Genomic DNA, 15,833 nt, shown 5'->3' on the forward strand with positions numbered 1-15,833 from the left:
TCATGCCATTCAAGACAGACAAAATCTCATACGGGTTTCCTCATCAGGATTATCCGAAGGAACTGGTGAAGGAGACGCTTCAGGGTCTGACGGAGACGCTCGGCCTTGAGCGCGAGCCGGTCGCCATCACCTTCCTGTATGACGAAGCGGATTTCGAGGCGTATCCTGCCCCGGTTCCGGACTCGAAGATCCCGTATTGCGTCATGGTGAAACAGGCCGCGACGAAGGGCGTTGCCCGCAAGACGCTGCTGGAACACCATGCATGCGACGGCGGAACCACGGCGCTTGGCCTTGAGCCGAGCACGCACGAGATCGATTCCGGCAAAACCTATTTCTCATATAACCTGTATTCGTCCGTTTCGACGGCGCATCGCCATCTTGACGGCATCAAGCGCCTGTGCGATGGACCGTTTTTCGTGCATGGCGTTGCCATCGTGCCCCTGTCCCAGTGCGAGCGTACGCCGGATGTCGTCATCATGGTGGTGAATGCATGGCAGTCCATGCGCCTGGTGCAGGGCTACGCATACCACACGGGTAAGAAACCCCAGATCGACATGGGTGCCATGCAGGCCATGTGCTCCGAGGTTACGGCGTCCCCGTACTATTCCGGAGAACTGAACATCTCCGTCATGTGTCCCAGCACGCGCATGTTGTGCAAGTGGACCGAAAACGACATGCTCGCAGGCATTCCCTACGAACTGTTCGACATGATTGCTTCGGGCGTCCAAGCTACCGTCATGGATTACTAGCGCACCGCTGCGCAAAGTCGGCGGGCCGGACGGCGTCTTCGAAGCCGGTCTTGGCGCTGAGCAAACCATCTTTGCAAGTTTTATACAAACCTCCAAGTCGGAAAAACGTGCAAAAAGCGCCCGGTTTACTGGATGAAGGCAAGCGTGGCCTGGTCGAATCGTGCATGAAAGGCAACGACGAAGCCTTCGGTGCCCTGATGCTAAAAGAGGCTGTCCGCTTATACGGGCAGCCTCTTGTGCAAAGGTCGAAGGATGCGAAGCGCCTATGCGGCCTCGGCCTCGGACTTCGACTTCTGGGATGCGATGGTCTTGACGCCCTTGACGGCCAGGATGATGGCCAGGACGAACAGGGCGATGGCAAGCGCCAGCTGAACGATAGGGGCGAAGATGTCGCCTCCGGCCATGATGGCAACCACCTTGGTCTGCATGGTAAGGGCCAGAGACGTCAGCGTGACGAGCAGCATGAAAGCCATCGGCAGATAGAACATCTTGTTGTTCCTGCCCATGTTGCCGAGCCACGTGCAAACCGTGAGCAGCGCCAATGCGGCAAGCAGCTGATTCGCCGCGCCGAAAAGCGGCCAGATGATGGTGTAGCCGGTCATGCCCAACCCAATGCCCAGGACGACGGTGATGACCGTGGCGACATACTTGTTGGACAGGACCTTGCGAAAGCCGGTGAGTTCTTCTGCGGTCTTGCCTGCGGGAATCCACAGCTCCTGGAACATGTAGCGCGCAAGACGGGTTGCGGTGTCCAGGGATGTCAGGCAGAAGGCCGACACTGCCAGAATCAGCAGGGCGTAGGCGAGTTGCTGCGTGCCGCCGATGAAAGGAATGACGGCGAGCATCTGGGAAAGACCGTCTGCGAACACCTGGGTAGGCGAGGCGTAGCCGCCGGCGCTGTATTGGGCCCACACGAAGCCGACGGCGCACAAAGACAGCACGGCCAAAAGGCACTCGATGAGCATGCCGCCGTAGGCGATGGGCTGTGCCTGGGATTCCTTCTCGATCTGTTTGGAAGTGGTACCGGAGGCGACCAGACTATGGAAGCCGGAAATGGCGCCGCAGGCGATGGTCACGAACAAAGCCGGGAACAGGAAGCCTCCCTGGGCCGCCTTGTTGATCACGGCAAGGCCGGTTTCGGGATCGACGATGGCAGCCCCCGTAGTTACATCGTATGCGGTGTTGGTGACCGAGAAACCTGCGAAGGCGGGAATCTGCAGGTCGCCGGCAACTCCCATGACGCCCGCGCCGACAACTGCGACGATGGCAAGTACCAGCATGCCGTACAACAGGTAGCTCGACAGATAGTCGCGCGGCTGCAGGAGGATCCACACGGGGGTGACGGAGGCGATCAGGATGTAGACGCCCAGAATGTACATCCAGGCATCGTGGCCGAGCGTGATGACATTGGGCAGGTTGTATCCCACAGCCACGATGGCGACGATGACCACGATGGCTGCCGCAACGTTCGCCGCGGTGGGGATGCTGCGGCCGCGAGTTGCAAAACCCCAGATGACGGCTGCCACGATAAACAGAGTGGAGATCATGGCGACCTGGGAGTTCTGAATGTTGATGACGTCGGTCTGCGTAGGCATGACCTGGAAGGTGTTGGCTACGATGGATGCGAAGGCGGCCACCACCAGAACAAGGGTAAGGTACGCGAACACGCAGAAGAGTTTCTTGGCGTCTTCTCCGATGTTGTCACGGACGACGGTGGCCAGCGTCGCGCCTTTGTTGCGGATGGATGCCAAAAGCGAGCCGAAGTCATGCTGCGCTCCGAAAAAGATGCCTCCGATCAGGACCCACAGGAGCACGGGAACCCAGCCGAACACCGCGGCCTGGATGGGACCGTTGATGGGACCCGCTCCGGCGATGGACGAGAAGTGGTGGCCCAGCACGACATAGGGTTTGGCGGGAACGAAGTCCACGCCGTCCTCCAGCTCATGGGCGGGGGTCACCCTATCGGGCTCGATGCCCCATTGTTTTGCCAGCCAGCTGCCGTAAAAGACGTATCCGCAGATCAAAACGGCGATGCTGACAAGCAGGACGAGTATTGCATTCATGAGTACGAATCCTCCTGTCAGTATGCCGCAGGAAGCGACGCATTGGCCTTAAGAACCTCGCGCAGCCGCTCGCCCGCGGCGTTGGTAATGACACGTTTACGGGGATCCCTCGATAAGTCCACCACGGCGATGCGCAAGTCTGTCCAGCCTTTCAATCCGAACAGATAGTTCTTGCGCCAGCGTATGCGACGCACGACAGCATCGATTCCGTCTTCGGTACTGTTTGCAATAACGACCAAAGAGAGATTGGTGGACATATGGTTCTCGCTCAGATGCACAAACTGCAGGCCCTCGGATTTCAGGAATTCAGCGCCGCCTAGAATTGCATTCTTTTCGAGATGGCCGACAATGTCGAAAAGAATGTATTCGTGCGAGTTCGCTTCCCAGAGTTTCACGTTCTTGGACCCCACATATCTTGAGTCCTCTCCGTGAAACGCTGCGAAACCAGGGAATGTGCGGTTGGACAGCGTGAAGTCACGCGAGACGTCGAACCACGCCTCGTGGGCGGCAAGCAGACGGTTTAGCACGGCTCGAGCTTCGACTAAGGTTTCTTTCCCCGTGTCAGGGATCTGCTTCGGCTGGGCAGAATTCCCCTCTTCGTTACAGTCTTGCTCGGATGCCTGCGGTTGATTCGCTTTGCCCCCTACGATGATGTTTACCTCCTGATGCTCGTAAACGATTGGCGGGACAGTTTAGTGCACAGGCACTGAAAGGCAACAAACGATTGCGGGCGAAAAGAGGGTTTGCAGTTGCATTTCCCGCGAAACTGCACAAGGCAGCGGGTAAAGAAAAAGGCCAGGGCGAACGAGTGCTCCGGCCTGATGATTCCTGGTGGAGATGAAGGGATTCGAACCCTCGGCCCCCACGTTGCGAACGTGATGCTCTCCCAGCTGAGCTACATCCCCAGAAATAGGCAAGGCAATATATTGGCGTGATTCACCTTGTGTGTCAACCCCTCCATTTGAAAACCACGCCGCATGCTATGTCGCCTGGCCAGAATCTTCTCCGAACCACGCGACCCGCAGCCGCCTGATGCCTTCGGCCACGTTTTCCTTCTCGATGGCGGAAAACCCTAGAAGCACGTAGCCGTCCATGCCGTGCATGGATTGCATGCAGTACAGCCGGGTCGGATACACCCGAACATCCTGCTGCGCGGCCAGCCGGATCAGCTCCTCCTGCGTCCTGCCGTCTTTCGTGCGCACGAGCAGATACAGCCCGGCCGTGCCGCCGAGGATGTCGATGCGGTCGCCCATTTCCCGATCGAGAGATTCCATGACCAGGGCATGGATGGCCTCGTACTCCGCTGTGACGCGCCGCGTGTTGCGGGTCCAGTAACCGCGGGCCATGTACAGCCGCAGGACCTCCTGGGTTAGCCAGGGCACCGGGCAATAGTACTGCTCGTGGGCGCGCTTCCAGCGCGACATCAGGCGCTGCGGCAGAACCATGTAACTGACGCGCAGTGCGGGGGAGAGCATCTTGGACATAGTGCCCAGGTAAATCACGCGGCCGTCGGTGTCCATGGACTGCAGCGTCTGCAGCGGCCGGTCCGAATACAGGAACTCGCGGCAATAGTCGTCCTCGATGATGAACGCGTCGTTGTCCATGGCCCAGCGAAGCGTGCGTATGCGCGTGAGAATGGGCATGAGCGATCCAGTGGGGAACTGCACCGACGGCGTCAGGAACACGAGCTTCGCGTTGCTGGCCTGCAAGGCGTCTGTGAAATGGACGTTCGGCTCCATCTCGCCTCCGATGGCGGCGGGCAGCGGCACAACCGTGAATCCGCGGTTGCGAAACACGTCCCGTACGCCCCGATAGCCAGGATCTTCCATCCCTACGATGTCGAACTGAGAGTTGAACAGGGTCAATATGCTGTCCACGGCCGGCTGGGTGCCTGGCAGAATGACAATCTGGTCGGCCGTGCAGTCGACGGAACGCGTGCGACGCAGCCAACGCGCTATCTCGATGCGAAGCCCGGGCTCGCCCCAAGCGTTGCCGTACTGCGCCGTGCGGCCGCCGACGGTTTCCAGCACCTCGTCGGTAAGCAGGCGCCAGGTGCGCGAGGGAAATGACTTGGGGCTGCGGTCTCCATAGGTGAAGTCATATGGCGTATCCGATTTGGTATTGTACGGGTCTTCGGCGAAGACCGCTTCGATGCTGGTCCCTTTCGGCACGACGGAGGATGCGGCAGGAAAGGCCTCACCGAACTTCACCCGCATGAACTCGACGTCGTTGACGACGTAGCCCGATCCCGTCCGGCTTTTGACGAAACCTTCGGTCAGCAGCTGCTGGTACGCCATCTCAACCGTATTGCGGGACACATGCAGCTCGTGGGCCAGACGCCGGATGGGTGTCAGCTTCTCTCCGGCAACAAGGTCGCCTGATTCGATATCCTGCCTGATGCCTTCATATATCTGTGTGTATAAATTTGTGGTGCTCGATCTGTCGATATCCTTCATAAACACTGCACCTTAGACGAACTTGTGACCTGGGGCTCAACCGATTGTCCCCATCATTTTATCGTAAAGCGTCCCTGTATGTTATTCGTTTATCGGCATATTATGAAAGAACATCGAGAAATGGGGGGAAGTAGATTGAATTTCTCAACTGTGGCCAAGGTGGCTGCGGGTGCAATCGTCGCCGCTGAAGTCGTTGCCGGTCTTGCCGATTCTTCCGACGATCTGCTCCGCCCTCCGGGAGCCGGAGACGAAAAGGATTTCCTGTCCAAGTGCATCAAATGCGGGCGCTGCATCGAAGCGTGCCCGTATCAGGCGCTTTACGCCCAAACTGGGGCGTTCGGCGCAGGCATCGGCGCGCCCACTCTGAACGTGCGCAACCAGGCTTGCCGTATGTGCGAGGACATGCCCTGCATCCCCGTGTGCCCGACCGGCGCATTGGAGAAGCTTGAAACGCGCAACGACATCCGCATGGGTCTGGCGGTCATCGACCGCGAGCACTGCATCGCCATCAAGGGCATGCGTTGCGAGGTCTGCTACCGAGCCTGCCCGCTTATCGACCGCGCCATTACCTTGGATAAGCGCGTCCGCGACAACGACTACATCCATACGGTGTTCGAACCGATCATCGACGTCGACGCATGCACCGGCTGCGGCCTGTGCGTGGAGCGTTGCGTCGTCACCGATCCCTGCGTCCCCATCAAGATCGTGCGCGACCGCGAAGATGCGATTCGCCAGATCGAAGAGGAGCAGGCTAAAGAGATTTCCAGCGCATACGGTGCGTCCGAAGGAAAATGGGCGCCCGCGGGTTCTTACTAATATATGTAAGTCAGTGCAAGCGAGTTATCGGTTGAGGGAAAACGAAAGAAAAGGAGAGGGAAATGGATCTTTCTAGGCGAGCGTTTGTGAAATCGTCCGCCGTCGCAGCGGCTATGATGGCTGCTGGCGGTAGCTTGGCTGCCATGGCCGGCTGCAGCAACGGTGGCTCGACGGACGCAGGCGGCGATTCTGCCGCAACCGGAAACATCGAGGTCAAATCGGCCGTTTGCCGTTACTGCGGCTGCGGTTGCGGCGTTCTGGTCAGCGTGGCCGACGGCAAGGTCATCCAGGTCGCGGGCGACCCCGATTGCCAGTCCAACCTTGGCCTGAACTGCATCAAGGGCTACTATCTGGGCAGCCTGCTGTATGGTGAGAACCGCCTTACCAAGCCCATGATCCGCGACGACGCGGGCACCAAAGGAACGGGCGAAGGCCTCCGCGAGGCCGAGTGGGACGAGGTTCTTGACCTGGTAGCCTCCAAGCTGAAGGAGACCTGGAAGAACGATAAGAGCCGTCTGGCGTTCTGGGGTTCCGGCCAGCAGCCCATCACCGAGGGCTATCTGCAATCTAAGTTCTGGAAGGCCGGTCTGCTGTCTAACAACATCGACCCCAATGCACGCATGTGCATGGCTTCCGCCGTCGTGGGCTTCATGAACGTTTTCGGTACCGACGAGCCCGCCGGCTGCTACAGCGACATCGACAACGCCGACGTGTTCATCACCTGGGGCGCCAACATGGCCGAAGCGCATCCCATGCTGTTCAGCCGCGTGTCCGCTCGTAAGCTGGCCGACGAGAACGTCAAACACATCGACATCACCACGCTGAAGACCCGTACGTCCACCGATGCCGAGCACGTCCTGCTGTTCCGCCCCGGCACGGATCTGGCCATCACCAACTGCATCATGAACTACCTGATTAAGAACGACACGTACGACAAGCAGTTTGTCGCCGATCACCTGCAGTTCAAGATGGGCACCGAAAACATCGGCTACCCCTACGAGGACGGTTACGACAAGTCCGACATCGGCTCCAAGGTTGACGAAACCACGCCCTGCACGTTCGAAGAGTTCGCAGCCCGCCTGGAGGACTACACCCTGGAATACACCAGCAACCTGTCCGGCGTGTCCCAAGAAGACCTGCAGATGCTGATCGACGTGTTCTCCGATCCCGAGCTGCGCGTCATGTCCCTGTGGACGATGGGCGTGAACCAGCATCATCGCGGCACGTGGATGAACCACAACCTGCACAACCTGCACCTCATCTCCGGCAAGTACGGCAAGCCCGGCTGCACCGCGTTCTCCCTGACCGGCCAGCCTTCCGCCTGCGGTACCGCCCGCGAGGTAGGCACCTTCTGCCACCGCCTGCCCGCCGACCTGGTGGTCAAGAACCCGGTCCATCGCCGCTATACCGAGGCCGTCTGGGATTTGCCCGAAGGCTACCTGGATGCCATCGAGACCCCAGGCTTCCACACCATCAAGATGTTCCGCGAGATGTCCAAGGGCAACATCGACTTCCTGTGGTCCGCCCATAACAACTGGGCACAGTCTCTGCCGAACCTGACCCGTTTCCTGGGCATGGACGGCGAGCACGAGGGCATCTTCGACACGTTCATCGTCGTGAACGAGGTATACCCGACCATAACCTGCGACTACGCCGACGTGGTTCTGCCTGCGGCCCTCTGGGTCGAGCGCGAAGGCCAGTTCGGCAATGCCGAGCGCCGCACCAGCGTCTTCCAGAAGTGCGTCGAGCCCATGGGCGAGGCCAAATGGGACGTCTGGATCATGATGCAGATCGCCCAGCGCGTGCTTGAGGGTGAGAAGATCGGCGATGCCGACGCCTTCGACCACCTGTTCGGATTCATCTGGGACAAGGAGGCCGGCGACTTCATCGGCGACGATCGCGAGACCAACCGCGCCATCTGGGAGGAGTACCGCATCTTCTCCAACCCGGAGATGAAGGACACCGTTGCAGCCATCAACACCGAAAACAACATGCACATGGAAGCCAAGCAGCTGGCGCCGTATGACGAATACATCGAGCAGCACGGCCTGACCTGGCCCGTCCGCGAAGTCGACGGCAAGTGGCTTCCCACCAAGTGGCGCTTCACCTACGGCGACCAGGCAGAGGGCTACGACCAGATCGGCATCGAAATGTACGGTCAGCAGGGCCTGGCCAACGACATGTCGTTCTACAAGACTCCCGACCAGAAGCCTTCCGTGGTGTTCCGTCCGTACGAGCCGCCCGCAGAAGAGCCCGACGCCGACTTCCCGTTCTGGTTCTGCACCGGCCGTCTGCTGGAGCACTGGCACACCGGCTCTATGACCCGCAACGTCGCCGAGCTCGACCGCGCGCTGCCCGAGGCTCTGCTCAACATGAATCCCGCCGATATGGAGAAGCTGGGCCTGAAGGACCGCGACAGGGTCCGCGTCACGTCCCGTCACGGCTCTTTCGAAATCACCGTTTCCAACGCGGGTCGCACCGAACCGCCCGAAGGCCTCGTCTTCGCGCCGTTCTTTGCCCGCGAGACGCTGATCAACCTGGCGGTGCATGATTACTATTGCCCGCTGTCGAAGGAAACCGACTACAAGAAGACCTGCGTCCAGATTGAGAAAGCATAAGGTGAGATTCATGAAGAAACGTGCATTCATCATTGCGATGTGCATGACGCTGGCACTCTCGTTCGGCGCTGTCGCCGGATGCTCCAGCTCGGATGACGGTGCCGCCAGCAATCCTGACGCCGTCGCCGGCACCGAGACCACACCGCGCCTCATGCCTGCGCAGCATCAGAAGTACATCGACCGTCCTGCCTATAAGTGCTACAAGTGCCACGGCGCCTCCGAGAAGGGCAACCCCACGGTTTCCACGTCTCGCGCCATGCCCGCAGGCCACTATGTGGACAACGACCCATCATCCTTCCAGCTCGATCCCAGCCGCGAGGAGTGCCGCACCTGCCATTCGGTCGACCCGAACAAGCAGATGAACGCTGACGTGCTGGAAGACGCTGAGGTCGAAACCGGCCAGCAGGACCTGGACGAACAGTAATGACGATTTCCAGCCTGATTATCGAAACGCTGCCTTCATACACGCGTGCCGTCTCTGACGAGGCGGCACGCCGCGAGGGCATCGAGGTGCACGGCCTAGACGAGGAGACCGGCAAGATCGTCATCACCATCGAGGCGAACGGCATCGATGCCAGCCACAAGATTGCGTCGGACCTCATCATGATCAAAGGTGTGAAGAACGTGGACCTGGTGGTGGCGAATTTCGAAGACGACAACCTGCCGGGCAATGCGGCGGGGCCTGGGCAAGAGTAATTGCACAAAGGGGGAGTGTGTTCATGGCAAAAGGAAAGGCCAAAGTCGGCGGTTTGACGGTGGCGCGACATGTGGTTCAGGTCGTTATGGCCTGCCTGTTCTGCGTGCCTCTGTTCGCCGCGGGATGGACCGTTCTGGGCCGGTATGCCGGTGGCGACGACGCTGTGGCCACGCCCTCCGAGCTGCCTGTCTGGGGCAGCCTGTCCTCGTCCCAGATTCTCGGCATCGACCTGCTCGACCCGTTCGCGGCCTTGCAGGTGATTGTCGCTTCGAAGTCCGTCGCCTCCGCCATGCTGTGGGTGTTGCCCATACTTATTTTGTATGTGCTCATCCGTGGACGCGTGTTCTGCGGCTGGGTGTGTCCTGTGAACCTTTTCTTAGAGGTTGTCGATTGGATCCGCGGCCGCTTGGGCATCAAGGTTTCCGAAATGCCTGTGCCTCGCTGGGTCAAACCCGTCGTCGCAGCAGCCGTTCTGGTTCTGTCTGCCATCGTGTCGGTTCCGATCTTCGAGATGGTCAGTCCGGTGGGTGCTCTCAACCGCGCGATTCTGTTCGGTTCCACCCTGGGCCTTTGGACGTTGGTCGCCATTGTCATCGTGGAACTCTTCTGGGGCCACCGCGTATGGTGCCGTTCGCTGTGTCCGTTGGGCGGCTTCTACCAGACCATCGGCGCGGTGGGGCTTCTGAGCGTGAAGATCGACCATGACGCGTGCATCAGCTGTAACCTTTGCAAGAAAGCATGCCTTTGCGATCCGTCCATTTTGGACGCCGCGGTGGCAGGGGAGGCCGATCGGGTAGCATCCGGCGACTGCATGTTGTGTGGAAAATGTGTAGACCACTGTCCGAAGGATGCTTTGAAGATTGGAGTGGCGGTGCCCAAGGACCTGTCCCTGTAGGGAAAGTCGCTGCGCTTGCGAGCTTTTTCGGGGCCCTGGTTTTAAGCCGGGGCCCTTTCCTGTGTACTGGGAAAAGTCACCAAAGGGACGCGTTTGCATCAATAACGAATGCGTTAGACGGGCCTGTAATCCGACCTGTTCACCTGCACCAGGTCTGCGCTGTTCGGTTTGACGGGATGCAAAACTGTCTGTATTTCTTTCAAAACGCAAAATCCCACGCCAAAACCGTATAGTTCTTGCTAGAATACAACCTGTTAAGACCTGTTAGGTTTGTATAGTTTTTGCAGGGACCTATCCAAATCATTCAGGAAGTTGGAAGAGAAAGTATTTGGAAGGGGGATTTCATGGCTGAAGAGAAAGTCGACCAGACTGAGAAGGCCGCGAAGAAGGGCAAGAAAAAGTGGCCCATCGTCGTAGGTGTCTTGGCTGTTGTTATTGCGGCTGCTGGTGCAGGCTTCTGGGTCTGGCATGGAACACCGGGTTTCTGCAGTGCAATTTGTCACACTCCTATGGATGCGTATGTCGAAACGTACGTCGATGGCACCCATGACAAGTATGGCAACGAGCTCACCGACGAAAGCGCTCAGAACGCAATGATGGCTCGCATGCATGGCCAGATGGGCACCGCTGACTGCCTGGCTTGCCATGTTCCTACGCTGTCTGAGCAGATCACCGAAGGTATGCATTGGGTTACTGGCAATTACGAGGTGCTGGGTACCACGTCCATGGGCAACACCATTCTGGACAGCAAGACGCTCACGCAGCTGACCGCTGCCCGTGGCGGCACCGCCGACGAGTTCTGCCTGAACGAGTCCTGCCACAACATGACTCGCGACGACCTGATCACCGCCACCGCCGACCTGAGCGACGTCCGCAACCCGCACGTCCCGCAGCACGGCGAGAACGACTGCGGCGTGTGCCACAAGGGCCATGCCCAGAGCGTGAACTACTGCAGCACGTGCCACAACGACGCTCCCATCCCCGAGGGTTGGCTGACCGCCGCTGAGGCCGCTCAGATTCAGGTCATCAAGTAACAGGCAAGTGTTGCGTGTCTGAAATGTAGAGACATTTCAACAAACTGTCACTTGTTCGAATTGAAGAGTCCGTCAAGATTGGCGGACTCTTCTTTTATTCGTTATTATGGTTCAATCCTTTTCAGGGCATATGGCCGAAGTTGAAATGAGGAGGTACCTGTGAATACAAGTGCGAAGCGCAGGCTCATGATGGTGACGATCATCATCGTCGCGGTTATGGCTGTGATTCTTGCGGTCGTAGGCGGGTCTTCTGCCGCTAAGAGCATCTCGGTTGCTGAGGCTGCCAGCGGCGATTATGTTGGAAAACGCGTCGAGGTGACGGGAGCTGTCGTCGACAATTCTTTCAGCACCAGCGACGGCGTTCTGACTTTCGACATCTATGACGAAGCGGATCCGTCCGTTACCGTGCATGTGAGCTACGAAGGCACGGCATCCTCCACCTTCGGCAACGGCGTGCAGGCCATCTGCACCGGCAAGGTTGCCGATGACGGGACCATCCTGACCAGCGAGCTGGTCACCAAGTGTCCTTCCAAATACGAAAGCGCCACCGAGGCGTTGACGGTGTCCCGACTGCTTGGCTACGGCGAAAGCATTCTGGACAAACCCGTCAAGACGGTGGGCCTTGTGAAGGAAGGCAGCCTGACGTCCGCAGCCGAAGGCCAGGCGCGTCTGGTGCTGGTCGATGCCGACGACCCCTCGATCGAGGTTCCGGTCGAGTTCATGGGAGCTATTCCCGAAGGCATCGTTGACGGCACGTCGGTGGTCATCACCGGTTCATTGTCAGCCAACGGATCCATTGTGGCGTCCGATGTTGCTCAGGAGGCATAAGAGCATATGGCAACCTATGGTTACGTCGGTCTTCTTATAGCGTTCATGGCAGCGGCGGTTTCCGTCGCTTCCTTATTGATTGGGCGCATCGCCCTCAAGCTGCGCAAGAACGACCTTTCTGAAACTCTGTACTGGGCGGGCGGTGTGGCCACCGTCCTGACCTGCGTGGCGCTTACGTTCTGCTGCGCGCTTCTGGTGTTCTGCTTCTTGACGGAGAACTACACCATCGAATACGTCCTTATGGAGCATAGCGATGCGACGGGTCCCCTGGGCGTGCTGTTCGACGTTTCCGGTCTGTGGGCCGGTCGCGAGGGCTCGCTTCTGTTCTGGGCATGGCTCATTTCGGTGTACAACACCATCATCGCCGTGCGCACGCTGCGCAAAAGCGATTCGATGGACTCCATGGCCATCATGGTGTCCCAGGTCATCGCGCTGATCTTCATCGCCACGGGCCTGTTCTCCGAAAGCGGCGCCGTGTTCGAAGCCACCGGTTCCCCGTATATGGAAAACGGCAAGCTCACCATGATGGCGTCCGTCGTGGGCATGTCGCCTTTGCTGGAGCATTGGGCGCAGGCCGTTCATCCGCCCACATTGTTCATCGGATATGCAGGCCTCACCATTCCGTTCGCGTACGCAATGGCCGCGATCATCGAGAACGACGCCAGCGAGAAATGGGTCAACCGTGCAAGCGGCTACACCATGTTCAGCTGGCTGTTCTTGGGAATCGGCATCGGCCTGGGCGCCATCTGGGCCTACGTCGTGCTCGGTTGGGGCGGCTACTGGGGTTGGGACCCCGTGGAGAACGCCAGCCTGTTCTCTTGGATGATCGCCCTTGCTCTGGTGCACTGCTTCACCGTGTACCGCCAGCGCGGCGGCTTCAAGCGCTGGGCCATCATGTGCGCAACCCTGGCGTTCGCTTTCGTGATCGTCGGCACGTTCATCACCCGCTCCGGCATCGTCCAATCGGTGCACGCGTTTGCCGAGGACCCGGTCTCGCTGGCCATGTTCGGCACGCTTATTGTTGCATCTGTGGCGGTGGGCGTCATTGGCGTTGTCTTGCGTTGGAAGACCTTCGAGTCCAACGACGACATCGAATCCATGATGTCCAAAAACGCCGCGTACTACTTCAACAACGTCATCATGGTGATTTTCACCTTCGTGCTGTGCTACCTCACAGTATCCAGCGCCCTGCCTGAGTTCCTGCCCTTCGGCGGCCAGAGCCTGGGGCCTGGAACCTACAATGCCATCGCGCGTCCGCTCGGCATTGTGTACTGCCTGATCATCGCCGTATGCCCGCTGCTCGCATGGGGTTTCACCGACCGCGAGAAGTTCGTCAAGCAGATCAAGGTGCCGGCCATCCTGGCCGTGGTGCTGTTCGTTGCGCTGGCAGTGTATTGGGCCTTGGTCCTGCTGCCGTCTTACAACCAGATCATCGATGCCGGCGGTACGGCTGCCGACAGCCTGATGAGCGAAGGTCCCAGCTGGTATTACAACGGTCTGGCCTTGGTGGGCTTCGCTGTGGCAAGCCTGCTGTTCTTCACCACGCTTATGATGATCGTTCGCAACGCCCAGCAGCACGCGAAAGCCACCGGCAAGAACGCCGTGGCCGCGTTCTTCCATCTGTTCAAGGTGAACCCGTCCCGCTACGGCGGCTTTATGGCCCACTTCGCCATGTCCATCATCCTGATCGGCCTGATCGGCTCGTCCATGTACATCACCGAGGTGTCGAGGTACGTGCCATGGGATGAGACCACCAACGTGGCCGACCCCATCGACGTCGAGGGCTACGAGCTCAACCTGACGGACAGCCAGGTGTACACGAAGGACAACGACAGCACCTATGTCTACGAGGTCACCTTCGACGTGACCGAGGACGGTAAGGCCATCGGTTCGGTCACCCCGTCGGTGTCGCTGGACGCGTACACGCAGCAGACCAAGCTCAACGCTTCCATCGTGCACAAGCCTTACGAGGACCTGTTCGTGGTCTATCGCGGCGTGAGCGACGAGGGCGACCTTGCTGTGGATGTGCGCATCAACCGCCTCATCGTTTTCGTGTGGGTGGGATTCGGCCTGCTCATGCTGGGTACGTTCATCTCTACCCTTGGTTACCTGGTCAAACGGAAGAAAGGTACGGCTGCTGACCCCGAAAAGGCCGAAGCCGACGCCGACGAGAAGCCTGCGGAGGCGTAGATGACGTCGGCTGTATCCGTACAGAACCTGTCGAAGGTGTTCGGCACGCGCAAGGCGCTCGACGGTGTGTCCTTCGAGCTGCCCGAAGGTGCATTCCTTTCCATCTTCGGCCCTAACGGCGCGGGAAAGACCACGCTTCTGCGTGTGCTGTCCACGCTGTCTCGGGCAACCGGCGGCAAGGCCGAGGTTCTTGGCATCGACATCAAGGAGGAGCCTGACAGGGCACGCAGCGCCATCGGGCTCATCTCCCACGAGTCCATGCTGTATCCCGACCTGACCGCCTACGAGAACCTCATGTTCATCGCCAGACTGTACGGCATCGAGGATCCCGACACCCGTGTGCGCGAGATGCTTCGCGCCGTAGAGCTGGACCATCGCCGCTTCGACCAGGTCCGCACCTTCTCCCGCGGCATGACCCAGCGCCTGTCCATCGCCCGCGCTCTGCTCAACGACCCGCAGGTCGTGTTTCTGGATGAACCCTATGCGGGCCTCGACCCCCATGCGGTGGACATCTTCGACACGCTCATCGGGCAGCTGCGCGAGGGGCGCACCTTCGTCATGGTGTCGCATGACTTGCAGAAGGGCTTCGACTCCTGCACCCACGCGCTCATGCTGGCGCGGGGCAGGGTGGTGTCGTACTCACCCAAGCAGGACATCGAGTTCAGCGAGTTCAGGCAGCTGTATCTGGAAACCGTCGGCATGGGGGTGGCTTAAATGGCGAAACGTCCTGCCGCGCCCGACATGCGCAACTCCTCGGTGAGGCTCTCCCGGCCCAGCACGTGGCAGCACTACAAGGCGCTCCTGCGCAAGGACATTTCCCAGGAGATGCACACCAAGGAGATGATCACCTCCATGGGCCTGTACGCCCTGCTGGTGCTTGTGGTGTACGGCGCCGCGCTTTCCCAGGTTTCCACCCAGCTGGACATCCAGCAGTTCTCGGGCGGCCTTCTGTGGTCGGCCATCCTGTTCACCAGTCTGCTGGGTCTGAACCGCTCGTTCTCCCACGAGAAGGAGCACGGCTGTCTGGAGGGAATCCTGCTGGTTCCCATGGACCGGTCGGTCATCTTTTTGGCGAAGGCCACCACCAACCTGCTGTTCCTGTTGCTGGTCGAGGTGGTCGTCGTGCCGCTGTTCTTCTTCTTGTTCTTGAGCTCGGTGGGTGCGGCCCCCAGCTGGCCGCTCATGTTGCTGCCGCTGCTGGTGGGCACCGTAGGAATCGCCGGCGTGGGCACGCTGCTGTCCACCATCACCATGAACACCCGCGGCAAAGACGTCATGCTGGCCGTGCTGTTCATCCCGCTGACGTTCCCGCTGCTGTGGGCGTGCGTGGCTGCGACCACCAGCGTCATGGTGGGCTCGGGCGATTTCATGCACACGTTCGTCACCTCCAGTTTGCTGGCTGCGGGGTACGATGTGGCGATGATTCTGTTATCTTGGGCGCTATACGATTTCATCGTGAGCTCTTAAGACATAGATAGGTTTAGGTA

The 15,833-nt window shown here is 59.4% G+C and carries 14 protein-coding genes and 1 tRNA gene; 11 read left to right on the forward strand and 4 right to left on the reverse strand.

The annotated features are described in order from the left end of the window. Positions 1–2 precede the first annotated feature (2 nt). Positions 3–749 carry a DUF169 domain-containing protein gene (locus SHEL_RS03675; RefSeq protein ID WP_012797914.1) on the forward strand — a complete coding sequence of 249 codons (747 nt, stop codon included), beginning with the start codon at positions 3–5 and terminating at the stop codon, positions 747–749. Positions 750–1,012: 263 nt separating this feature from the next. On the opposite strand, the gene SHEL_RS03680 is transcribed toward SHEL_RS03675, so the two are convergent. From SHEL_RS03680 to pdxR, 4 genes are all read right to left on the reverse strand, one after another. After that, entirely contained in the window at positions 1,013–2,812 is a 1,800-nt protein-coding gene (locus SHEL_RS03680; RefSeq protein ID WP_012797915.1) for a carbon starvation CstA family protein, read from the reverse strand. Between the two features lie 17 nt (positions 2,813–2,829). Beyond that, positions 2,830–3,339 (reverse strand): DUF8052 family protein, encoded by a 510-nt coding sequence (locus SHEL_RS03685; protein WP_050749520.1) that lies wholly within the window; start codon positions 3,337–3,339, stop codon positions 2,830–2,832. A gap of 302 nt (positions 3,340–3,641) precedes the next feature. Beyond that, positions 3,642–3,717: transfer RNA gene (locus tag SHEL_RS03690), tRNA-Ala, on the reverse strand. Between the two features lie 75 nt (positions 3,718–3,792). After that, positions 3,793–5,268, reverse strand: a complete 1,476-nt coding sequence (gene pdxR, locus SHEL_RS03695; protein WP_012797917.1) for a MocR-like pyridoxine biosynthesis transcription factor PdxR — start codon at positions 5,266–5,268, stop codon at positions 3,793–3,795. A gap of 120 nt (positions 5,269–5,388) precedes the next feature. On the opposite strand from pdxR, the gene SHEL_RS03700 reads away from it, so the two are divergent. The 10 genes from SHEL_RS03700 to SHEL_RS03745 all read left to right on the forward strand — a co-directional run bounded on the left by SHEL_RS03700 (position 5,389) and on the right by SHEL_RS03745 (position 15,813). Beyond that, positions 5,389–6,084 carry a 4Fe-4S dicluster domain-containing protein gene (locus tag SHEL_RS03700; protein WP_050749521.1) on the forward strand — a complete coding sequence of 232 codons (696 nt, stop codon included), beginning with the start codon at positions 5,389–5,391 and terminating at the stop codon, positions 6,082–6,084. 62 nt (positions 6,085–6,146) lie between these two features. Beyond that, positions 6,147–8,702: a molybdopterin-dependent oxidoreductase gene (locus SHEL_RS03705; protein WP_012797919.1), complete on the forward strand. Its 2,556-nt coding sequence runs from the start codon at positions 6,147–6,149 to the stop codon at positions 8,700–8,702. A gap of 10 nt (positions 8,703–8,712) precedes the next feature. Continuing rightward, positions 8,713–9,126 carry a hypothetical protein gene (locus tag SHEL_RS03710; protein WP_012797920.1) on the forward strand — a complete coding sequence of 138 codons (414 nt, stop codon included), beginning with the start codon at positions 8,713–8,715 and terminating at the stop codon, positions 9,124–9,126. Then, positions 9,126–9,398 (forward strand): chaperone NapD, encoded by a 273-nt coding sequence (locus tag SHEL_RS03715; protein ID WP_012797921.1) that lies wholly within the window; start codon positions 9,126–9,128, stop codon positions 9,396–9,398. Before SHEL_RS03710 ends, SHEL_RS03715 begins: the two co-directional genes overlap by 1 nt. Positions 9,399–9,421: 23 nt before the next feature. Beyond that, entirely contained in the window at positions 9,422–10,294 is an 873-nt protein-coding gene (locus SHEL_RS03720; protein WP_050749622.1) for a 4Fe-4S binding protein, read from the forward strand. Positions 10,295–10,638: 344 nt separating this feature from the next. Beyond that, positions 10,639–11,328 carry a cytochrome c3 family protein gene (locus SHEL_RS03725; RefSeq protein ID WP_012797923.1) on the forward strand — a complete coding sequence of 230 codons (690 nt, stop codon included), beginning with the start codon at positions 10,639–10,641 and terminating at the stop codon, positions 11,326–11,328. Positions 11,329–11,487: 159 nt separating this feature from the next. Next, positions 11,488–12,156 (forward strand): cytochrome c maturation protein CcmE domain-containing protein, encoded by a 669-nt coding sequence (locus SHEL_RS03730; RefSeq protein WP_050749522.1) that lies wholly within the window; start codon positions 11,488–11,490, stop codon positions 12,154–12,156. Between the two features lie 6 nt (positions 12,157–12,162). Then, entirely contained in the window at positions 12,163–14,346 is a 2,184-nt protein-coding gene (locus SHEL_RS03735; RefSeq protein ID WP_012797925.1) for a heme lyase CcmF/NrfE family subunit, read from the forward strand. Next, positions 14,347–15,060: an ABC transporter ATP-binding protein gene (locus SHEL_RS03740; RefSeq protein WP_012797926.1), complete on the forward strand. Its 714-nt coding sequence runs from the start codon at positions 14,347–14,349 to the stop codon at positions 15,058–15,060. After that, a complete protein-coding gene (locus SHEL_RS03745; protein WP_012797927.1) occupies positions 15,061–15,813 on the forward strand; it encodes a heme exporter protein CcmB in 753 nt (250 codons plus the stop codon). Positions 15,814–15,833 lie beyond the last annotated feature (20 nt).

The organism is Slackia heliotrinireducens DSM 20476, from assembly GCF_000023885.1.
In the GTDB taxonomy this organism is placed as follows: domain Bacteria; phylum Actinomycetota; class Coriobacteriia; order Coriobacteriales; family Eggerthellaceae; genus Slackia; species Slackia heliotrinireducens.